Genomic DNA, 21,528 nt, shown 5'->3' on the forward strand with positions numbered 1-21,528 from the left:
TTACCACTTAAGTCCTAACATCATACAATTTAAACCACTGCCTATGCCTAAAAAGCTGACATTATCGCCTTTTTGTAAGAAGCCTTGATCATGCGCCATTGCCGCGGTAACGGGTAAAGAAACTGTGCCCATATTACCGAGATACTTAAAAGTAGGAAATTCTTTTTCTACCGGAATATTTAAGGCGGTTAATACTTTCTTTTGATTGGCCACGCCAACTTGATGACAAATCACCTTATCAACTTGCTCTTCAACCCACTGACGTTGCTCTAAAAAGTGTAGCCAGGTATCTTTTGCTAAAGAGACGCCTTCTTTCAGTAAATTGACGGCATCGGTGCGCATAAATTCACGAAATAATTGCGGACCCACTTCTTTTAAGCCCCATTGACATAAATTATTATGCTCGGGGGCCGATAAGTGACTCGCCCCTAATAGTTGATGATTACGGTCGGTGGTTAAATTTAAACTACCGTCAGTCAGTAACACAGCTACTGCACCTGAGCCACCGGTTAAGGTTGCTAAAGAGCTAGCATAATTTTGCATGGTTGGCTCCGCCAGCATGTCATCTATGGTCACATCAACAATATGACGTGCCGATTCACATGAAACCACCAAACCCGCTTTAATTTGTCCTAACTCAATACGATTCGCAATATCTAAAATACCCGAGAGTACCCCTAAACAGGCATTACTGATATCGTAAATTGCCGTGTCTTTTAACACGCCAAGTTTTGCTGCGATACGACAAGCCGTGGCCGGCTCGTGTTGATCACGACAAACACCGGTATACACTACAGCACCTAAATCAGCAGCAGAAATACCAGTTTCATGCATTGCTTTTTGCGCGGCGACAATAGCACCATCGGAAAGCATGTGATCTTTTGGCCACCAACGGCGTTCGTCAATTCCTGTTAAGGCAGCGAGCTGGCCCATAGGAATACGAAGCTTTTGATATAAGGGGGTCAAACGAGATTCAAGCTCTGCACTGGTTACCACTTCAGGGGCCAGCTCATACGCTAAGCTATTAATAAAAACGCGGGAATATTTCATTTAGATGGCGGTTGCTTATTTTCTTGGTTAATTATTACACTCTTGTGACAATTTATTCGATAAATTGCGCTAAACATGTAAGTTAATTAACCTATGTTAATTATTTATGACTATGGGCGCCATTTGAGCAAGAATATGCCAAGGATTCAACCCCAAATATGATTTTATCGATAATCTACGGTCAATTAAACCAAATTTTCTTCTTTGATTAACTTATTGTGATTTACTGGTAAATATAAAGGCCCTCAAAATGAGAGCCTTGCCATATTCAGTTAAAGGTTAAATTTCAGCTGTTTTTTTCAAACTCAAAGTACGTAAATAAAGTAACAGCATTAGCGTTAGCAGTGCCCAGCAAGAGACGCTGCCACTGCTCGATTTTTCTGGGATAACGTCCAATGAAATAGTATTGTTGTCAACCACCGCAATACCTCCGGGATCATCAATCACACCATTAGCAATACCATCAGCATCATTTGCACCACCATCTTCAATAATTAATTTTAAACAAATGTCACCGACATTGAGACCTACTTGATAAAGTTCACTGTGTGGCGGCGGACAAACGCCATTAACAGCGGCACTAGTGGCAAGTACATTATTGCTGTCTTCAACAAAATCGCCCCATTGTAGCTCACCATTGACTTTACGATAAACCGAGTACTCAACGATGGCTTCACCAAGCGGTAAAACAATGGCAACTGAACGACCAAAAGGGTAAATATTGTGTATTTCAAAGTCAAAATATCCCATGGTATTTGCTAAGCTGTCTTGCTCAACTAAGCCTGTGGCAAGTATTTCTTGCTGTGAGAGTTGCAGGCCATCGGAGTTTTGTAGCAGAGCAAATTTACCCAGTCTTAAATATAAGCCGGGCTCAGTTTCTGCCAGTTTAACTACCGCAGCATTCACATGGAGTGGCTGTAGATACGGAATGGTTGAGTTATCCATATAAGCGGGTAAGCCATCTAAGTCTGCGTCGCTATAACCCTCAATAATGTCACTAACACCATCTCTATCACTATCTAGGTTACCTAAGATTTTCTGGCTGACAAATAAAGGCAGGAAAAGCTGTTTAGTTTGCGACAGCTCGGCACTACCACTGTTGCTGCTATTACCGCTGTCAGTTACCGTGACCTTGATATTTATCAGGCCCTTGTTTATCTCAGGTAAAGTAACGCCATTGGCAGGAAAAACTAGCTGTAGCTCATCACTGCTAAATACTGCATTTAAGTAGTCAGGTATTTGCCACTCTATTTGATGAGTATCTTGGCTATTTGAGTCGGTAATGGTTAACACCACCCTCACCTCACCATCATTTTTAGCAATGCTAGCGACTTTTATGCCTTTTTGCCAGGCCGCTATATTGATATTAGGGGCAACATTACCTTCTGTTACCGTGATAATATGTTTTGCATGTACGCCAGCATTTACCTCTGGTGCAAAGCTAATAATGAGCTGTTCATCACCTTCAAGTTGAAAATCATTATTGAGCTGAATATCAATAAACCCAGCCGTGCCCTGCGTTATCACTATTTTATTATCAGCAAGGTCATAGTCAGCCTCATCAACACTACCGGTAATGGTGAAGGGTACAGTCACTGGATAAGCGGGTGCCTCACCCGATAAGATAACCTCTACTCGGGCAACACCACCTTCAGCCACCACTTGCGCCGATGAAAAATTCACTAAGGGGTGGATATTTATTACTTGCGCTGCGGTGGCAATATTACCGGCATTATCTACTGCTCGCCAAATAATGGTCTGTAAACCTGAACGAACATTTTTAGGGCCGGTCTCAAAACCCAGCGCCATTAAACTACAGCAGTGGTTACCATCTAAACCATCACGTACGGAAATTTGGGTCAAATCGATTAGCCGCTGTAAATTTAGTGAGGTAAAGGTATGTTCGGCATTGATATGTACCGCCTGTGGCGGGGTAATAATAGGCGCATAATCATCCAATAATGGATTTGTGCGAGCCAACGCTTCTGCTACGTTAGTAACACCGTCAAAGTCAGTATCAAGCAGTGCATCATTAGCATCTAGGGGATTAAAATTATATAATCTTTCAAATTCATCACTCATGCCATCGCCATCATCATCAAGATCGGCATTGTTACCAATACCGTCACCATCGGTATCTATATGTTCACTAGCATCTAGTGGCAGTTGGTCCTCAAAATCTAAATAACCATCATTATCATCATCGGTATCAAGGACATCGCCAATACCATCGCCATCTGTATCATTTTGCTCACTGGGGTCAAAAGGAAATTGGTCTAGGTGATCAGGGATACCATCATTGTCATCATCACTGTCTTCATTATTGCCTAAACCATCGTTATCACTGTCTTCAAATTCGTTAGGATTGAGCGGAAATAAATCTAACGCATCAATAACACCATCATTATCATCATCTTGATCGCGAACATTACCAATACCGTCACCATCGGTATCAAGCCACTCTAGTGGATCTAGCGGTAAGTCATCTTCACTATCGATATAACCATCATTATCATCATCACTATCCGCGTTATTACCTATACCATCACCATCGGTATCTAGCCATTCTAGAGGATCTAGTCTAAAGGCATCATCAGCGTCTAAAACCCCATCACCATCATCATCGGTATCGGCATTATCACCTATACCGTCACCGTCAGTATCGAACCACTCTAAAATATTAGTAGGAAAAGCATCGTTACTATCAGGATAACCGTCATTGTCGTCATCACTATCCGCGTTATTACCTATACCATCACCATCGGTATCTAGCCATTCTAGAGGATCTAGTCTAAAGGCATCTTGGCTATCCAGTACGCCATCGCCATCATCATCGGTATCACTGTTATTACCGATGCCATCGCCATCAGTATCTAGGTATTCACTAACATCTAGCGGAAAAGCATCGCTGCCATCGACAATGCCATCATTATCATCATCGGCATCACTGTTGTTGCCTATGCCATCACCATCGGTATCTTGCCATTCAGCTGGATTTAATGGAAATAGATCATTAACATCGAGTACTCCATCGCCGTCATCATCAGTATCGGTAACATTAGGGGTACCATCACCATCGGTATCTGTTGTTGCTAACATATCAAAAGGAAAAACATCATTGCCACTATAAACAGGGTCTAAGGGGTCAGTATAATTACCAGAAGAAAAGTCCCCATTGGTAATACCATCACCATCAATATCTGGATCGAGTCTATCCCCAATGCCATCACCATCAAGATCTTTTTGTACGGCACTATTTAGTGGGAATACATCACTTACATCTGGTTCACCATCACCGTCATCATCTAAATCCGCATTATTGCCAATACCATCACCGTCAGTATCAATAAATTCTGTGGCATCAAACGGCGCAAAATCAGTCGCATTATCGACACCATCGCCATCTATATCATTATCACTATTGTCACCTATACCGTCATTGTCGGTATCAAATTGCTCTAAAGCATCCAAAGGGAAGGCGTCATTGATATCAAGGGTGCCATCACCATCAGCGTCAAGATCTGGACCATCACATATACCATCATTATCGGTATCTAGGCGCTCTAGTGGATCAAGTGGGCATTTATCTAAAGCATCGGATACACCATCACCGTCATCATCAGCGTCGGCATTATTCCCTATGCCATCGTTATCGGTATCTACGCTTTCAGCAGCATTTAGGGGAAAGGCATCATCGACATCTAAAACGCCATCACCATCATCATCAAGGTCGGCATTATTACCGAGTCCATCACCGTCGGTGTCATACCATTCACTAGGGTCATCGGGCCAAACATCATTACCATTAATAACGCCATCGCCATCTCTATCAGCGTCGGCGTTATTACCCACGCCATCACCATCAATATCAAGTGATTCTCTCGCATCTAGGGGAAAGACATCATCGACATCTAAAACGCCATCACCATCATCATCTAAATCAGCGTTATTACCAATCCCATCAAGATCGGTATCTATGCTTTCAAGTGGGTCAAGGGGAAATTGATCGTATACATCTATAACACCATCATTGTCATCATCACTATCAGCATTGTTGCCGATAGAATCATTGTCTGTGTCGATACTTTCAAGGGGGTTTAGGGGAAATACGTCGAGCAAATCAGGCACACCATCATTATCGTCATCGGTGTCTTCATTATTACCTAGACCATCATTGTCTGTGTCCAACCATTCATGATGGTTTTTCGGAAAAGGATCATAAAAATTAATAACAAGATCGCCATCATCGTTATTGTCGGGGCCAAAAGGAAAACTATAACCATTATCAAGGCCATCACCATCAATATCAGGATCGCTGTTATTACCAATACCATCGAGATCGGTATCAAACCATTCAAGTGGGTCATTAGGAAATAGATCGATGGCATCATCAAAGCCATCACCATCGGTATCAATAGCAAAGACACTACTACTGATGACAAGTAAAACTATGCTTAAAAATTTAAAGCAACGTATTTTATACTTCAACACACGCTTCTCCAAAGAAAGTGGCACCTAGAGAAACTCTAGGTATTTATGTCAATTAACCTTAGATACTGCTTTCAGCAGGAATGACTGAAAATTGCATCTTGAAGTATCCTGAGTATGTAAGGATATAGCGCTAAGTTTAGCTGCAAAAATCGGTTACATATCACAGGATATCGGCTAATTTACCGGAAACTTGAATTATTAAAATTTCAATTTTACTGGAAATTAACGGCCAAACAATAGGGAATTAATAGCCAAATTGGCGACCAAAACGATAATTAAAACCAATAAACAGGGTACTTATACTGCCGAAATCAGAAAAACTGGGATAATGTTTAAAACCTATATGCATAGCAGAATTTTTAGTGAAACTTTTTTGTAACGATATAGAAAACACTGGATTGATATCACCTTGCTTAGCAAAATAAAGATCGTCACGAGCAAAGCTGGGCTTGGGTGGAAATACAAATTTATGATCAGATAAGTTGACGTTAGCACCCACTCGCACCTCAAACATTAAACTGTTGATAAATTTATCGTATGATCTTGGGTAATATCGATAGCCGAGCATCAAATCTATAGTATGAAAGGTGAAGCCATCGTTAGCTTCATCCCATTTCACACTTATTTTATCTAGGTCACTTATAGCTACATTTTCAAGGCGGTTATAACTCACCTGCCAATTAAACGCCTTTTGCTGAGAAAACTCATCTCCAATTGCAAGGCTATAACCAAAGCTGGTCTCTTGATCGACTTTATGCAATTGCACTGAACTTTCAAGTGCATGGCTATTACCATGAAAGATAAACATAAAAAGGCACAACAGTTGTGCAATATACTGAAGATTTTTCGGCATTACTATTTTACTCCTGCCAACAATTTGTCGGTATTAGAGGTACAACATATTAATAGAGTTAAGCAAAAATCGCACCAAAATAAGGTGCGGTGGTAGAATTAATCCTTGTGTCTGGGCTATGACCATACGCTGGGCGCGTATATTCCCCTGCGGTTAACAAAGTAGCCTAGTGGTAGGCATATTCATATTATTTAACGCTAGGTTTAACGCCCCAACGCCAGTCCTTCACGGCGCGGATCTGCGCCACCAACAAGTCCGTTTTTGGTCACTTCAATGCCATGTAAACCACTATTTAACGGCCTGACGTTCACCCTATGCCCTCTTGCTTCTAAGGCCGGCTTTAACTTGGCTATAGCAGTATCTTGCTCTAGCGTGGTGACATAGTTACGGTTAGTCACTTTAGGTAAGTTAATCGCTTGTTGTACATTAAGCTGCCAATCTAAAACACCGATAATGGTTTGCGCGACATAATTAATAATACGGCTACCACCGGGGGCACCGACCACCAAACGTAATGAATTATCTTCATTAAAGACCATAGTAGGTGCCATCGAGCTGCGTGGTCTTTTTAACGGTTCAACACGATTAGCAACCCACTGACCATCACGCTTTGGCGCTAAGGAAAAGTCTGTTAGTTGATTATTTAAAATAAAACCCTGTACCATTAAAGCCGAGCCAAAACCATTTTCAATACTGCTGGTCATGGAAATGGCATTACCTTGCTTATCAACAACGACCAAATGCGTAGTAGAGGGTCTTTCAATCGCGTTATCCGGGGCAAACACTAAACTATTTTGTGGACTACCCGCAACGGCCTGGCCCATATCTCTTTTTTCATCGATTAAAGCGCCACGTTTCGCTAAGTAATCAGCGGCTAGTAAACCGGCAGTAGGCACACTAACAAAATCACTATCGGCGATATATTTATTCCTATCGGCAAAAGCTAACCGCGCACTTTGCGTTAATAAGTGCACCGCCTGTAATGAGTTAGGCGGATATTGCGCAAGTTCAAAGGATTGCAATTGCGCTAATATTTGAATAACAGTAATACCACCAGAGCTTGGCGGCGCCATACCACACACCTTATATTGATGATAAGGGCCACAAACAGCAGCTCGCTCTATCGCTTGGTATTTTTTCATATCATCAAGACTTAACAGTCCCGGAGCAACAATTGAATGTTGCACTTTTTCGACAATTTTTTCCGCTAGCCAACCCTGATAGAAAACCTCAATGCCCTCTTTGGCAATACTGCGCAAGGCTTTGGCAAGCTGAGGGTTTTTTAGGGTGTCACCGGCTTTTATGCCAATACCATGGGGTGAAAAATACTGTTTAATTTCAGGCAATATATGTATGCCTGGATTGAAATTCATCCCTAGCAATTTTTCTAAACGCTTCGAGACAATAAAACCTTTATCGGCTAAGTCAATCGCTGGCTGAAATAGCACCGACCAAGGCAGCACACCAAATTGTTGATGAGCTTGGTTAAGCGCGGCAAGTAAGCCAGGTACACCAACCGATTTACCACCCACAACCGCATCTACCCAATTTAAGGGTTTACCCTGTTTATTTAAAAACAAGGCACTGGTTGCTTGTTGCGGCGCCGTTTCTCGGCCATCAAACGTGGTTAATTGTTGTTTTTTATTATGCCAATGCAAGATAAAAGTACCACCACCAATACCCGATGATTGTGGTTCAACTAAACTCAGTACAAGTTGCGCGGCAATAGCGGCATCAATAGCACTACCACCTTGTGCAAGCATGTCCACACCTGCTTGACTTGCATAAGGATTAGCAGCAACTACCATATATTGCTTGGCAGAAACCGCTTTTTTTTGATCAAAGCCGGTTGCGCCTTCGGGTTCACGAATTTCACCTTGTGCTTGCGCGACTTGGCTAAGAAGAAGCTGAGCAACAATCAATGTTAGCGTATAAAAACGTTTTAAAAATGCATGATGAATCATCAAGTTTCCTCAGGGGTTTTATGCTCAGGTCTAAAAGATAACTGAAATTGGTTAAATTGTTGAAACTTTTCCAGTAAAGGCTGATATTTACCGGCATGTTTCGGGCTCACTGGCAAATCGTCATTATCCTGTTCAAGAATGGCTAAAGCATAACAGCTTGCTTCTAAACTAGATAAGGCATTTTTTTTCGCGACTTTTCGAATATGGTATTGTCCTGCATTGGCCAAATGCTCAGGCAGGCACACTTGCGGTAAATGTTGCAAGGTTGTTGACAACATAAACATACGATAGGCTTTTTTCCAAGTCGCATCGAGAATAACCAGACAAATAGGCTTAGTATTATCTTCAATAGTGTGCTGATTTTTTCCGGCACTATGCCGATGATGAGTCAATTGCGCCAGTAAGTTAATATCAAGGACATGTGCTTGCTCACCGGGATAGAGCAACACTGTTTGATACTGCGCCATCACGGATAAAAAACCGGGCATAGTATCAACAATTTCACCAACCAGTACCTGGCACTTGCGTAGCGATTTAGCTAATAAGGTAACCGTTCCTTTCGTGTGGGATACTTCACTTGGGTGTTGTAAAACCACAAGATGGATATCATTTGCTATATCGGCAGTAAAAGCACAAATACAAGCGATTTCAGGCCGATGACAACTAGGGCAAAGCGTTCGAGACATAGGTAAATAAATTAAAGCACTATTAATAAAGCAGTCATTGTATACTTTCATTAATTCTTTATAAATCCATATCTTATAAATAACAAATAAACACTCGACCAACCGCTGACTATAAATTGATAAAAATAACTAATAGCCATTAAATACATGAAATTAACCTTTAAAAACCTACCTTTTGCCAAGCAACACAGTCTGCTCGTGCTAACCGTTGCCTTTTTGGCTATTCTGGCTTTTATTTTCGATACCGCCCTGAGTAAACCTTTAGTTTACCAACAGCAATTAATCAGCCAAGGTGAACTATGGCGCATTTTTACTGGCCATTTTTTACACACTAATGGCTTTCATCTGCTATTGAATTTGGCGGCATTAATACTGTTATGGGCATTGCATGGCCAATTTTACAGCTTAAAAAATTACAGCCTGTTGTTTATCAGCTCAGCTTTAACATGCAGTGCCGGCTTGTACTTTTTTTCCCCTGATATCCATCAATATGTTGGCCTCTCAGGGGTATTACACGGAATTTTTATTTTTGGTGCCATGTTGGATATCCACAATAAAGATAAAACTGGCTACCTGTTATTCATCGGCGTCTGGCTGAAAATAGCCCATGAGCAGTTTTACGGTGCCAGTGAAGACGTGTCGGCCTTGATTGATGCAAGTGTGGCAATTGATGCGCATTTATGGGGCGCAGTCGGTGGTTTAATATTTAGCGGTATGTATTTGCTTTATCATTTAAAGAGTAAAAAAAAGACCAAGAGCAGTTAGCTGTTAGTCTTTCGTTATGATGGCAACGGGTATATATATTGTTAACTGGCTGATAGCCTATTAGCTTTAAAAACCATTAGGATTTTCTGACTGCCAGCGCCAGGTATCTTGGATCATAGCGGTTAAGTCTAGCTTGGCTTGCCAACCTAAGAGTTCATGGGCTAATGAAACATCAGCATACACGGTCGCTAAATCGCCAGCTCTACGCGGCACGACTTGATAAGGAATAGGCTTTTTACTGATGTCTTTAAAGGTATTAACAATTTCTAATACTGAGGTACCGTTACCCGTGCCTAGGTTAATTGCCTGACAGCCTGTTACCGTACCTTTCGCATGACCAAGACATGCTAACGCTTTGACATGACCTTGCGCTAAATCAACCACATGAATATAGTCACGCACGCCAGTACCATCTGGGGTATCATAATCATCGCCAAAAATTTGCAGTTGCGCTAAACGCCCCACGGCAACTTGGGCAACATAAGGTAATAAATTATTAGGGATACCGTTTGGATTTTCACCAATTAAGCCCGATTTATGGGCACCAATCGGATTAAAATAGCGTAAACAAGCAATGGACCACGCGGGATCACTTTTGGCTAAATCAAAGAGGATATTTTCCACCATTAACTTAGTTTGACCATAAGGGTTAGTCGCGGAAGTCGCCATGTTTTCAGTTAAAGGGGAAACGTTATTGCCATAGACTGTCGCTGAAGAGCTAAACACTAAGTTTTTAACATTATGCTCGGCCATCACTTGCAATAAAGTTAAGGTACCGGCGACATTATTTTGATAATAAGCCAAGGGGATTTGATTGGACTCACCTACCGCTTTAAAACCAGCAAAGTGAATAACTGCGACTATATCATGCTGGGTAAATATTTGCTCTAAGGCATCGACATCGCAAATATCTGCTTTGATAAAAGTCACTGTTTTATTGGTGATAGTTTCAATACGCTCAAGCACTTTAGTGGACGAATTTGATAAATTATCGACAATAATTATATCTTGCTCATTACTGCTTTGTAGTAATTCTACTATGGTATGACTACCAATATAACCGGTACCGCCAGTGATTAATAAACTCATGGTATTCCTTACTCTTATCATTTACTTGTTAAAATAGTTCATTGAAATAGCGGGTTAAATTAACGTATTAAAAGTTAATAAAGCCGTTCAACCTAATAGTACTATTTTAACGCTTCGTTTTTCACTTTGATAGTAATTTCTGACATTGGTACTTAGGGTTAACCTTACTACTTTTTTTACTGTTGATAATAACGGGAAACTTGGTTAATAAATTTAACTAAGCTACTTTTGGGTAAAGCGTTAACCCCTGCAGCTGCGGCTCTACCGCCGCCAGTTGGAAACTGAGCACAAAGGTCACCGGCGCCTTGTTTATTATTTAACGGTGCACGTAAACTTACCGTATAACTTTGCTCGCTTTCTTCACTCTGGGGTGTTTTCGGCGGATTGAGGGTGATAACGATATGAGCTTTATCGGGTGCTTGATTAGCCAAGGCGTTACCAAAAACGCCACTGACTCGTCGAGCCCAAGGGGCATCTTCAAGGACAATAGTCTGCACCAAGTCATTATCACTCAGTACTTTAGCCGCTTCAGCCTTTTCCATATCAGCTAAATAGGCTGTTTTCAATTGCCCAAAAATAGAGTCTTGTTGCGCAATTAATTCAAAGGGGTCAGGGTAGTGGGTTAATAGCTTAAATAACTCTGCTGGATGAAAATGTAAATCACTCAGCGCCTGTCCATAGCCGTTGTAATTGATATACGTGCCGAGCTCATTAAGTTGTCCTTGCTGTAACTCAGATAAAGCAACTTTTTTTGCTAAAGCACTGGCACTAGCATGCATATTATCACCATACGCAGCCGCTATTGCCCAGTGGACATATTTACCGTTAAGGTAGTCATTGATTAATAAACTAGTACAAGTATTGGCATCCGTATCAAGTATACTGGTGAATAAAGGTGATTGTGGAATATCACCGGTACGATGATGATCAACATAAAATACCGGTACTTGTGCCGAAAGTAAATGTTGTAACGCCTGACTGTTTTTTTCTAAAGAGATGTCTAATACGGTTACCGAAGTGGCTTTGCTGCTATCGACTTGTTGCAATAAGTTAATATCACGCTTAACACCCGTGATCAGCTGATAAGGTGCTTGCTCATGACCTTGAGCTAAATGAAGCTGTAATAAAGCAATGATGCCATCGGCATCACCATTAAAAACATTATAATGCATGGACTACTTTTCCGTTTTAGTGCAGCTTAATTCAATTTATCTGGGCTAATAAAATTATGCTCGATTAAGTAACCGACAATTTGTTCGGCGCACTGCTCAATTGAGTTTTCTGCTGTTTTGACATGAATTTGCGGTGCAGCTGGGACATCATAGTTTGAATCAATGCCAGTAAAGTCCTTGATCTCCCCAGCTCGTGCCTTTTTATATAAACCTTTAGGATCACGCTGCTCACAAACACTTATTGGCGTATCAATATAAATTTCAATAAATTCTCCGGCGGCAAGTTTCGCTTTTGCTAGTGCTCTATCACTGGCAAATGGTGAAATAAACGCGGTTGAGACAATAAGGCCGGCATCAAGAAATAACTTGGCGACTTCAGAAATTCTGCGAATATTTTCAATACGCGCTTCATCACTAAAACCTAAATCGCCATTAAGACCATGGCGGACATTGTCACCATCGAGTAAATAACTATGACAGGAATATTTATACAATAAAGCATCAACGGCATTAGCCACGGTAGACTTACCTGAGCCACTTAAACCGGTATACCAGAGTAACGCTGGCTTTTGTTTTTTCAACGCGGCGCGTTGCCCTTTACTGATGTGTTGGTTATGCCAAACGGTGTTTTCTGTTTTCATTATGAAACTCTTGTTAGGTAATTGACGGCATTAAGTACACGTTCAAGCGGTACTGCAATGGCTTAAAAAGGGAAAACTAACGGGATCATAAAGATCACGGTAATAGAATAAATAATTGAAATCGGTAAGCCAAAACTGACAAAGTCTTTTAATTGATAGTTACCGGCATTATATACCATGACATTGGTTTGATATCCGTAAGGGCTAATAAAGCTGCCACTAGCAGCAAAGGCCACCGCCATAACAAAGGGGGTAGGATCAACACCAAGCCCTAAGGCAATATTGTAAGCAATAGGAAAGGCTAACGCTGCTGCGGCACTGTTAGTGATCAGCTCGGTCATGATAAGGGTCAAGATAAATATAACCACAAAAGCCAGGTAGGTACTGTGGCCGAATAACAAGGCCTCAATGTTTTGCGCAAACATGGCGGCTATACCGGTATTTTCCACCGCCGATGCCAAGGTTAACGCTCCTAAAACTATCATCCATATCTCTAAGGGAAAACGACGCTTTATTTCATTGACCGAAAGCGAGCCACTAAAAATCAAAAAAGCTAAATAAACAAATAAGCAGCTAAGTAGCGGTAACGGGGTACATACGGAGACGAGGATACTGGCGATAAAGCCCCAAACTGTGGTGTGATCACGCCAGCCATTGAGCATATTATCGGCTTGATGACCCGATAATATGTAAAAGTTTTTCGATAGATTCGCTCGAGTAGAAAAATCTTGACCTACGGCTAATACCAGAAAATCACCTGGTTGCAGTACTATATCACCCAACTTGCCCGATAAAGCACAACCTTCTCGGCGCACGGCCACTACGGCAGCATCAAAGCGAGCACGGAAACCGGCACTTTTTAAGGTTTTTCCGGCAATAGTAGAATCGGCTTTAACCAGTACTTCCGTTAGATTATCACGCAATAAGTTATCCCGCAGTAAATTACCTTGCTCGGCATATAAATTTAAGCCATCAAACTGCTGTAAGGTCAGTACTTTGGAGATATCACCACTGAAAATTAGTTTATCCTGTGCTTGCAGGTTTTCTTCTGGCTTCACGGGTGAGATTAATCGTCCCTGACGTACTATTTCAACTAAAAACAAAGCGTCTAAATTTCTCAGGCCATTCTCTTCAATGCTTTTACCTATTAAGCTTGAGGTCTGCGCGACCTCGGCTTCGAGTAAATAATCATTGCTGACTAATTCATCATCAACCATGTTGGGTAAAGAGCTACTGCGCAGTAAAATAACCGCCAAACATAAAACAAAAGCCGCTAAACCAATTAAGGTAAAATCAAAAAAACCAAAACCTTGATGGCCTTGCTTAATTAATAAACTATTGACTATAAGGTTGGTGGATGTGCCAACTAAGGTCAGTGTTCCGCCGAGAATTGCAGCATAAGAAAGCGGTAATAATAATTTACCGGCATTAATGAGCTTATTTTTTTTCACGGTATTGATGAGCGTGGCGACCACAGCCGTGTTACTCATGATAGCCGATGCCAAGGCGGTACCGAGTAATAAACGTAAGGTGGATTTCATTTCAGAGCCGTTAAAAACCCCGGCAGATAAGCGCCGTAAAATACTGGTGCGTTCAAAAGCGAAAGAACATATCACCAATAAAACCAGCGTCACTAGACCCGGGTTAACCGCATTACTCAGGATGTCATCAACACTGACAAAAGACAAAGCCAAACACACGAGTATAGTCACGGAGAAAACTCGCTCTGGTACTTGGCTGTATTTAACTAAGCTGATAAAGGTGCCGAAAAAGACAGCTATCATCAACCACTGCTCTATTGTCATTGTTAAACCTCATAAAATAACAAAGTAGCGCGAACAAGTTCCCGCTTACAAATCATTTAACTTGTAGGCAGGATTTTAATCGCGCTTTAGGTTTGTAGGCGGGATTTTAATCGCGCTTTGAGTTATTTAGTGATGTCGCGTGCACCCCAGTGTGGGAACTGCTTGCGAACCAGTGCATTTAACTCTAATTCAAAGCTTGAGTACTCATGAGTTTGTTCATCAATAGCATGATTAATCATACCGGCACCAACAGTGACGTTACTTAATCTATCGATGATGATAAAAGCACCCGTAGCTCGGTTGTCTTCATACGCATCAAAATGTAAGGTTTCACTGGTAACAAAGTTAACGATACCTATGTCATTAATCGCTAATTGTGAGCTAGGCAATTTTTCCATGGTATTAATGTCATACTTGCTAGCAATACTTTTGGCATGGCCGGTCGTCATTTTACTGCCGTGCTTGATATAGTATTCACGACCCGGCTCAAGTTCATTTTCATGCATCCAGACGACCGTAGCACTAAACTCTTTCGCTGAAATAGGCAAGCTGCCTTTTTTAACAATGCTTTCACCGCGACTGATATCAATTTCATCTTCAAGGGTTAACGTTACCGCCATGCCTTTATCCGCACGTTCTAAATTACCATCAAAGGTGACAATTTCTTTTATCACACTTTCTTTACCTGATGGTAATGCCACTATGGTATCGCCAACGAGGACATGACCTGAAGCCACAGTACCGGCAAAACCGCGAAAGTCGAGATTAGGACGGCTAACTAATTGTACTTGGAAACGAAATTGAGTGAACTCTTCTTTGGTCTTAATATCTATGGTATTAAGCAATTTCATTAAGGTTGCGCCCGGGTACCAAGGCATATTTTTGCTTTCGTCAACCACATTATCGCCATTTAACGCTGACATAGGGATAAAACGAATATCAGAAAATTCAAGCGACTCAGTAAATTCACGGTACTCTTTTTTAATCGCTTGGTAGCGCTCTTGTGAATAATCAACCAAATCCATTTTATTGACGGCAACAATAATGTGTTTAATACCTAATAATGAACAGATAAAGGAATGACGACGAGTTTGAATTTGCACACCATAGCGAGCATCAATCAAGATAATGGCGATATCACAGGTTGATGCACCAGTCGCCATATTGCGGGTATATTGCTCATGCCCTGGGGTATCAGCGATAATAAACTTACGTTTATCGGTAGAGAAATAACGATAAGCAACGTCTATAGTAATGCCCTGCTCACGCTCAGACTGTAAACCATCCACTAATAACGCTAAATCTATATTATCACCGGTAGTACCTGATTTTTTTGAATCTTTTGCAATGGCGGCAAGCTGATCTTCAAAGATCAACTTTGAATCATGCAATAAACGACCGATTAAGGTACTTTTGCCATCATCGACACTACCACAGGTTAAAAAACGTACTAACTCTTTGTTTTCATGTTGCTTTAAATAAGCTTGAATATCTTCTTCGATTAAGTCTGATTGGTGACTCATAAGTTGTCCTTGGGAAATTTTTTATCAATTCTCGTCAAAAAATGGTGCTAAAAAGTAAATGCAGGCTTAGCGGTAATATTTAAAAGTAGCCTTCCATTTTTTTCTTCTCCATTGAACCAGAGCTATCGTTATCTATCACGCGCCCTTGTCGTTCCGAGGTCTTGGTTAATAACATTTCTTGAATAATGGCAGGCAAAGTATCCGCAGTTGACTCAACCGCGCCCGTTAGTGGGTAACAACCTAGCGTTCTAAAACGCACACTCTTCATTTGAATTTCTTCATCTTCACCAATGGGCATACGATCATCATCCACCATGATCAAGGTACCGTCACGCTCAACCACAGGACGTACCTTGGCTAAATAAAGCGACACAATAGGAATACTTTCTAAATAGATGTACTGCCAAATATCAAGTTCAGTCCAGTTAGATAACGGGAATACACGGATGCTTTCGCCTTTATGGACTTTACCATTGTAGATATTCCACAATTCAGGCCGTTGGTTTTTTGGATCCCAGCGATGGTTTTTATCACGAAAAGAATACACACGTTCTTTCGCACGTGATTTTTCTTCATCACGACGGGCGCCACCAAAAGCGGCATCAAAACCGTATTTATTAAGCGCTTGTTTCAAGCCCTGCGTTTTCATGACGTCAGTATGGGTAGCACTACCGTGGGTAAATGGCCCCATGCCCATAGCCATGCCTTCAGGGTTTTGATGGACAAGCAATTCAAAGCCATACTCTTTCGCTATTTTATCGCGAAAGGCTATCATTTCTTTAAATTTCCAGTTGGTGTCAACATGCAATAACGGGAAAGGAATTTTACCTGGGGCAAAAGCCTTACGCGCCAAATGTAGTAATACCGCAGAGTCTTTACCGACAGAATAGAGCATTACTGGGTTATCAAATTCAGCCGCGACCTCACGAAAAATATGGATAGACTCGGCTTCAAGTTTTTTTAAATGGGTTAAATTCATCTGCTAATACAAACTTTATGAGAAATTAATAAAGCTATAATGACATAAATAGATTTAACTTCCATATAACAAATGCATTAAATATAACTAAAAGTAATAACTAAAAGTAATAACTAAAGGTAATAATTAGCTTAGGTTTTTATTATCATGTGTCCTGCAAGCCGCTTTTTTTCCTTTATTGCCGCTAATGTTTGCCTTTTAAAAGTACAAAAAAAGTCAGCCTAGGCTGACTTTTAAAGATAATGTCGCCACTGCTATTAAATACTTAAGCGCGACTTATTGGCTTTCACTATCTTTGCACCAATACCACTGACCTTAGTTAGTTCATTTATCGATTTAAACGTACCAAACTGCTGGCGATAGACAATAATGGCTTGAGCTTTGGTATGCCCTATACCTTTTAGACTGAGCAACTGCTCAAAGGTTGACTTATTAATATTAACCATGCTTTGCTGTTGCCTGACCTCGGTTTTACTCGCTGATACGGAGGGAACATCTTTAGCATGGCTGACGACCGTGCTTATTGACAAGAGTAAAGCTAATGATGCAGTAAATAAAGCTCTAGTAAGTACATTTAATTTCTTCATATAGTTCTTCCTTGATATGGATTATAGAGGTGAATGCCAGTTAAAATTTAACCCTTAAACTGTATGACTAATAAGTCGCTAGCTTAGCTAGTCACTTACTAGGTTTAGTTGTCATGCTTGCTAAAGTCAAAAATAATTTAGCGCTAACAACACTAAAAAAATGCACGCTTTATCACTAAAAACGTCCATGCTCTGATCAGCACTCCCCCCATTGACTTGATAGCTAAGTCAAACAACAATCGCAAATGATAATCACTATCATTATCATTGCCAACTTTATGGTTAACTGCTAGCATTCATTTATCTCTTTACGCCCCTTAAAAAGGAAAGATATATGGCGCGAATTTTTTACCTGCTTTTATTGATGATATTACTAACGAGTACCACGATGGCAATGGCCGAGCCGACTAAAAAGTTTAAAGTACTCACTAGCTTTACCATTATTGCCGATATAGCAAAAAACATCGCCGGTGACGTAGCTCAAGTTGAGTCGTTGACTAAAGTCAATGCCGAAATTCATAATTATCAGGTAACGCCGAGTGATATCCGCCGAGCCGTTGATGCTGATTTGCTGTTATACAATGGCTTAAATTTAGAACGTTGGTTTGACAAGTTTCTTAATAACCTGGCGGGGATTCCTAGAGAAGTGATCAGCAAAAACATTATTCCCTTAGGCATTGGTTTAGGGCCTTATAAAGGCAAGCCGAATCCCCATGCTTGGATGTCTGCTGACAATGCCATTATTTATATTGACAATGTCCGGGCAGCCTTGGTGAAACATGACCCTAAAAATACGGCCACTTATAATAACAATGCCAAGATCTACACTGCTAAGTTACAAGCAGAGTTAGCGCCATTAAAGCAGCAACTTAGCCGTATTCCAGCAGAGCAGCGCTGGTTAGTGACCAGTGAAGGCGCCTTTAGTTACTTGGCCCGAGATTATCAATTAAAAGAGCTGTATTTATGGCCGATTAATGCCGATGCTCAAGGTACACCACAGCAAATAAGACACGTCATAGATAAAATCAACGCGAATAACATCAACACAATATTTAGTGAAAGTACCGTGTCGGCGAAACCTGCTCAGCAAGTTGCTCGGGCTACTAACATACACTACGGCGGCGTACTTTATGTCGACTCTTTAAGTAATCAACAAGGTCCTGTACCCAGTTATATCGAGCTGCTCAAAGTGACTTTAACAACTATACATCAAGGGTTACTCCAGCAATGAAAGGTTTAGAAGTTAACAATATTAGTGTCAGCTACAACAATGGTCATTGCGCATTAGTTAATGCCAGTTTCACCTTACCAATGGGCTCAATTACCGCCTTAGTCGGTATTAATGGTAGCGGTAAATCAACCATGTTCAAAGCCATTATGGGCTTTGTCTCTCTCAGCCAAGGTCATGTCGAAATATTAGGGCTAACGGTTAAAAAAGCGTTAAAAAGCAATCTAGTCGCTTATGTGCCGCAAAGTGAAGAAATTGATTGGCATTTTCCTATCTTGGTTGAAGATGTGGTTATGATGGGACGCTACGGTCATATGAACATGTTTAGGCAAGCGAAAGAAAATGATCACGTACAAGTGAAGCAAGCATTAGCTCGCGTTAATATGAGTCAATATCGCTACCGTCAAATCAACGAGCTTTCTGGTGGCCAGAAAAAACGCATTTTCCTTGCCAGAGCACTCGCGCAAGAAAGCCAGGTTATTTTACTCGATGAACCATTCACCGGCATAGATGTACAAACAGAAGAGCAAATAATGGCCTTACTAAGGGGCCTTCGTGACGAAGGAAAAATCATATTGGTATCAACTCATAATTTAGGCAGTGTGCCTGAGTTTTGCGATAGAACGGTATTCATAAATAAAACCATTTTGGCGCAAGGTGAAACCAAGCAGGTTTTTACCCAAGAAAACCTGCAAAAAACCTTTGGCGGTGTACTACGTCACTTTGTTTTGACGGGTGATACGCTTCATAAAGATGATGATGCTAGGCAAGTGACTATTTTATCCGATGATGAACGTCCGGTAGTGCTTTACGGAGAGCAAGATAACAGTAAATTGCGCCGCCATGCTGATAGCGCCAGTGAGGTTATTGAACAATGATTGCCGAGCTACTTAGCCCCTTTAGCTATGATTACATGGTTACCGCTATGTTTGTCAGTGCCCTAATTGGCGGCGTTTGCGCCTTTTTATCGGTGTATTTAATGTTAAAAGGTTGGTCGCTGATAGGAGATGCTCTCTCTCATTCTATCGTACCCGGTGTGGCTGGTGCCTATATGTTAGGGCTACCTTTTGCCCTTGGTGCCTTTTTTTCTGGTGGTTTAGCGGCAACCACCATGTTATTTTTGCAACAAAAATCAAAACTAAAAGTAGATGCCATTATCGGTTTGATTTTCACCTCCTTTTTTGGCTTAGGGCTATTTATGGTGTCCCTCTCACCAAGCTCAGTCAATATTCAGACCATAGTGCTAGGCAATATCCTAGCAATCACCCCACAAGACACGGTGCAATTAGTGCTAATCGGTGGTATTTCTTTAGCAATTTTATTAGTAAAGTGGAAGGATTTGATGGTGGTTTTTTTTGACGAATACCACGCCCGTAGCATAGGTTTAAACCCTGGGGCACTTAAAATACTGTTCTTTACTTTACTCAGTGCCTCAACTGTGGCGGCGTTGCAAACGGTCGGTGCTTTTTTAGTGATCGCCATGGTGGTCACCCCTGGGGCAACCGCCTACTTACTCAGCGACCGGTTTGTCAATGTACTTAAACTGAGTGTTGCTATCGGTACTAGCAGTGCTTTTTTTGGTGCTTATTTAAGTTACTTTATTGATGGTGCCACCGGCGGCGTTATCGTGTTATTACAGGCAAGTATATTTCTGCTAGCTTTCGTTTTTGCCCCTAAATATGGTTTGCTCGCCAGTAAGAAAAAAAAGCGTCAAAACTTGAGCCAAAGTGCATTAAACAATAATAAGCCAGAGCAAGAGGTGAAAAATGTCATTGTTTGAACCCCTATTAACCAATAGTTACTTAGCTTTATTATTAGAGCCTCTGCAATTTACCTTTATGGTGCAAGCCTTCATCCTAGTGATACTGATAGCGATACCAACCGCCCTATTGTCTTGCTTTTTGGTACTCAAAGGCTGGTCATTAATGGGCGACGCCATTTCACATTCAATCTTACCTGGGGTAGTTATCGCTTATATCATGGCAATCCCCTATGCCATAGGGGCCTTTATCGCAGGCATTTTTTGTGCGCTAGCCACTGGTTATATTAAGGATAATTCGCGTTTAAAAGAAGATACCGTAATGGGGGTAGTGTTTTCTAGCCTGTTTGCCTTAGGTCTAGTAATGATGAGTAAAATTGAAACGGGTGTCCATCTGGACCATATTTTATTTGGTGATCTTTTAGGACTGAGTTGGGAAAATATTATAGAATCAGCCGTCATCTCAATAGCTGTGATTGGCTTTATCGTGGTTAAAGGTAAAGACTTAGTGGTTTATGTCTTTGATCACCAGCATGCAAAAGCCATTGGTTTATCGGTAAAGTTTTTACATTACAGCTTACTGGTCACCTTATCTTTAACAATCGTCGCATCATTAAAAGTGGTTGGCATGATTTTAGTGATCTCTTTATTGATAGCGCCAGGTGCTATTGCCTTTTTACTAAGCAACCACTTTAATCGCATGCTTTATTTAGCGGTAGCCATTTCGATTTTTTGCTCAGTCGCTGGCGTTTATCTGAGTTTCTTTATTGATAGTGCACCCGCGCCAACGATAATATTGCTGATGGCAGTGCTTTTTATTCTGGTGTTTAGTTACCAACAAATTAACAGCGCCATGATGAAGAGGCAAGCAAGGTCAAACAGTGACACCAGCACAAAAACGTCCGCATGGTGAACTGATGTCATGAGCCAGTCAGT

Annotated in this window: 17 protein-coding genes; 5 read left to right on the forward strand and 12 right to left on the reverse strand. The window is 41.1% G+C overall.

Annotated elements, in window-relative coordinates:
• The 5 genes from ASU03_RS08890 to ASU03_RS08910 all read right to left on the reverse strand — a co-directional run bounded on the left by ASU03_RS08890 (position 1) and on the right by ASU03_RS08910 (position 9,095).
• Positions 1-1,050 (reverse strand): 3-oxoacyl-ACP synthase III, encoded by a 1,050-nt coding sequence (locus tag ASU03_RS08890; protein WP_057831504.1) that lies wholly within the window; start codon positions 1,048-1,050, stop codon positions 1-3.
• Positions 1,051-1,329: 279 nt separating this feature from the next.
• The gene (locus ASU03_RS08895) at positions 1,330-5,541 is read right to left on the reverse strand and encodes a thrombospondin type 3 repeat-containing protein (RefSeq protein ID WP_057831505.1); all 4,212 of its coding nucleotides are present in this window, start codon (positions 5,539-5,541) and stop codon (positions 1,330-1,332) included.
• A gap of 244 nt (positions 5,542-5,785) precedes the next feature.
• Positions 5,786-6,394, reverse strand: a complete 609-nt coding sequence (locus tag ASU03_RS08900; protein WP_057831506.1) for a hypothetical protein — start codon at positions 6,392-6,394, stop codon at positions 5,786-5,788.
• Between the two features lie 203 nt (positions 6,395-6,597).
• Complete coding sequence (gene ggt, locus ASU03_RS08905; protein ID WP_057831507.1) at positions 6,598-8,358, reverse strand: gamma-glutamyltransferase; 1,761 nt, start codon at positions 8,356-8,358, stop codon at positions 6,598-6,600.
• Positions 8,358-9,095, reverse strand: a complete 738-nt coding sequence (locus ASU03_RS08910; protein ID WP_231731545.1) for a tRNA-uridine aminocarboxypropyltransferase — start codon at positions 9,093-9,095, stop codon at positions 8,358-8,360. The genes ggt and ASU03_RS08910 overlap by 1 nt, the downstream gene beginning before the upstream one ends.
• 96 nt (positions 9,096-9,191) lie before the next feature.
• Between ASU03_RS08910 and rrtA the strand changes: the two genes are divergently transcribed.
• Complete coding sequence (gene rrtA, locus ASU03_RS08915) at positions 9,192-9,809, forward strand: rhombosortase (RefSeq protein ID WP_057831508.1); 618 nt, start codon at positions 9,192-9,194, stop codon at positions 9,807-9,809.
• 66 nt (positions 9,810-9,875) lie between these two features.
• Here the strand turns inward: rrtA and galE are convergent, their stop codons facing one another.
• The 7 genes from galE to ASU03_RS08950 all read right to left on the reverse strand — a co-directional run bounded on the left by galE (position 9,876) and on the right by ASU03_RS08950 (position 17,605).
• Entirely contained in the window at positions 9,876-10,898 is a 1,023-nt protein-coding gene (galE, locus tag ASU03_RS08920) for a UDP-glucose 4-epimerase GalE (protein WP_057831509.1), read from the reverse strand.
• A gap of 176 nt (positions 10,899-11,074) precedes the next feature.
• Entirely contained in the window at positions 11,075-12,070 is a 996-nt protein-coding gene (locus ASU03_RS08925) for a hypothetical protein (RefSeq protein WP_057831510.1), read from the reverse strand.
• Positions 12,071-12,096: 26 nt separating this feature from the next.
• Positions 12,097-12,711: an adenylyl-sulfate kinase gene (cysC, locus tag ASU03_RS08930; protein WP_057831511.1), complete on the reverse strand. Its 615-nt coding sequence runs from the start codon at positions 12,709-12,711 to the stop codon at positions 12,097-12,099.
• 62 nt (positions 12,712-12,773) lie between these two features.
• Positions 12,774-14,516, reverse strand: a complete 1,743-nt coding sequence (locus ASU03_RS08935; protein WP_057831512.1) for an SLC13 family permease — start codon at positions 14,514-14,516, stop codon at positions 12,774-12,776.
• A 122-nt stretch (positions 14,517-14,638) separates the two neighbouring features.
• Positions 14,639-16,039, reverse strand: coding sequence for a sulfate adenylyltransferase subunit CysN (gene cysN / locus ASU03_RS08940; RefSeq protein ID WP_057181236.1), 1,401 nt, complete (start codon positions 16,037-16,039; stop codon positions 14,639-14,641).
• Positions 16,040-16,118: 79 nt separating this feature from the next.
• Positions 16,119-17,018 carry a sulfate adenylyltransferase subunit CysD gene (gene cysD / locus ASU03_RS08945; RefSeq protein ID WP_057831513.1) on the reverse strand — a complete coding sequence of 300 codons (900 nt, stop codon included), beginning with the start codon at positions 17,016-17,018 and terminating at the stop codon, positions 16,119-16,121.
• A 257-nt stretch (positions 17,019-17,275) separates the two neighbouring features.
• Positions 17,276-17,605 carry a ComEA family DNA-binding protein gene (locus tag ASU03_RS08950; RefSeq protein WP_057831514.1) on the reverse strand — a complete coding sequence of 110 codons (330 nt, stop codon included), beginning with the start codon at positions 17,603-17,605 and terminating at the stop codon, positions 17,276-17,278.
• Between the two features lie 334 nt (positions 17,606-17,939).
• Here ASU03_RS08950 and ASU03_RS08955 point away from each other — a divergent pair, with 334 nt between their 5' ends.
• The 4 genes from ASU03_RS08955 to ASU03_RS08970 are packed head-to-tail and all read left to right on the forward strand — an operon-like array spanning position 17,940 to position 21,505.
• Positions 17,940-18,836, forward strand: coding sequence for a metal ABC transporter substrate-binding protein (locus tag ASU03_RS08955; protein ID WP_057831515.1), 897 nt, complete (start codon positions 17,940-17,942; stop codon positions 18,834-18,836).
• Positions 18,833-19,711 (forward strand): manganese/iron ABC transporter ATP-binding protein, encoded by an 879-nt coding sequence (locus ASU03_RS08960; protein ID WP_057831516.1) that lies wholly within the window; start codon positions 18,833-18,835, stop codon positions 19,709-19,711. Before ASU03_RS08955 ends, ASU03_RS08960 begins: the two co-directional genes overlap by 4 nt.
• The gene (locus tag ASU03_RS08965) at positions 19,708-20,613 is read left to right on the forward strand and encodes a metal ABC transporter permease (protein WP_057831517.1); all 906 of its coding nucleotides are present in this window, start codon (positions 19,708-19,710) and stop codon (positions 20,611-20,613) included. The genes ASU03_RS08960 and ASU03_RS08965 overlap by 4 nt, the downstream gene beginning before the upstream one ends.
• Positions 20,600-21,505 carry a metal ABC transporter permease gene (locus tag ASU03_RS08970; protein ID WP_057831518.1) on the forward strand — a complete coding sequence of 302 codons (906 nt, stop codon included), beginning with the start codon at positions 20,600-20,602 and terminating at the stop codon, positions 21,503-21,505. Before ASU03_RS08965 ends, ASU03_RS08970 begins: the two co-directional genes overlap by 14 nt.
• The last annotated feature ends 23 nt before the right edge of the window (positions 21,506-21,528 follow it).

The organism is Colwellia sp. TT2012 (assembly GCF_001440345.1).
GTDB lineage: Bacteria > Pseudomonadota > Gammaproteobacteria > Enterobacterales > Alteromonadaceae > Colwellia.

Bases quoted from the DNA above. Each gene is read 5' to 3' on its own strand.
- ASU03_RS08890 (WP_057831504.1), bottom strand. From the start codon at position 1,050: ATGAAATATTCCCGCGTTTTTATTAATAGCTTAGCGTATGAGCTGGCC.
- ASU03_RS08900 (WP_057831506.1), bottom strand. From the start codon at position 6,394: ATGCCGAAAAATCTTCAGTATATTGCACAACTGTTGTGCCTTTTTATG.
- ggt (WP_057831507.1), bottom strand. From the start codon at position 8,358: ATGATTCATCATGCATTTTTAAAACGTTTTTATACGCTAACATTGATT.
- ASU03_RS08910 (WP_231731545.1), bottom strand. From the start codon at position 9,095: ATGAAAGTATACAATGACTGCTTTATTAATAGTGCTTTAATTTATTTA.
- rrtA (WP_057831508.1), top strand. From the start codon at position 9,192: ATGAAATTAACCTTTAAAAACCTACCTTTTGCCAAGCAACACAGTCTG.
- galE (WP_057831509.1), bottom strand. From the start codon at position 10,898: ATGAGTTTATTAATCACTGGCGGTACCGGTTATATTGGTAGTCATACC.
- ASU03_RS08925 (WP_057831510.1), bottom strand. From the start codon at position 12,070: ATGCATTATAATGTTTTTAATGGTGATGCCGATGGCATCATTGCTTTA.
- cysC (WP_057831511.1), bottom strand. From the start codon at position 12,711: ATGAAAACAGAAAACACCGTTTGGCATAACCAACACATCAGTAAAGGG.
- ASU03_RS08935 (WP_057831512.1), bottom strand. From the start codon at position 14,516: ATGACAATAGAGCAGTGGTTGATGATAGCTGTCTTTTTCGGCACCTTT.
- cysN (WP_057181236.1), bottom strand. From the start codon at position 16,039: ATGAGTCACCAATCAGACTTAATCGAAGAAGATATTCAAGCTTATTTA.
- cysD (WP_057831513.1), bottom strand. From the start codon at position 17,018: ATGAATTTAACCCATTTAAAAAAACTTGAAGCCGAGTCTATCCATATT.
- ASU03_RS08950 (WP_057831514.1), bottom strand. From the start codon at position 17,605: ATGAAGAAATTAAATGTACTTACTAGAGCTTTATTTACTGCATCATTA.
- ASU03_RS08955 (WP_057831515.1), top strand. From the start codon at position 17,940: ATGGCGCGAATTTTTTACCTGCTTTTATTGATGATATTACTAACGAGT.
- ASU03_RS08960 (WP_057831516.1), top strand. From the start codon at position 18,833: ATGAAAGGTTTAGAAGTTAACAATATTAGTGTCAGCTACAACAATGGT.
- ASU03_RS08965 (WP_057831517.1), top strand. From the start codon at position 19,708: ATGATTGCCGAGCTACTTAGCCCCTTTAGCTATGATTACATGGTTACC.
- ASU03_RS08970 (WP_057831518.1), top strand. From the start codon at position 20,600: ATGTCATTGTTTGAACCCCTATTAACCAATAGTTACTTAGCTTTATTA.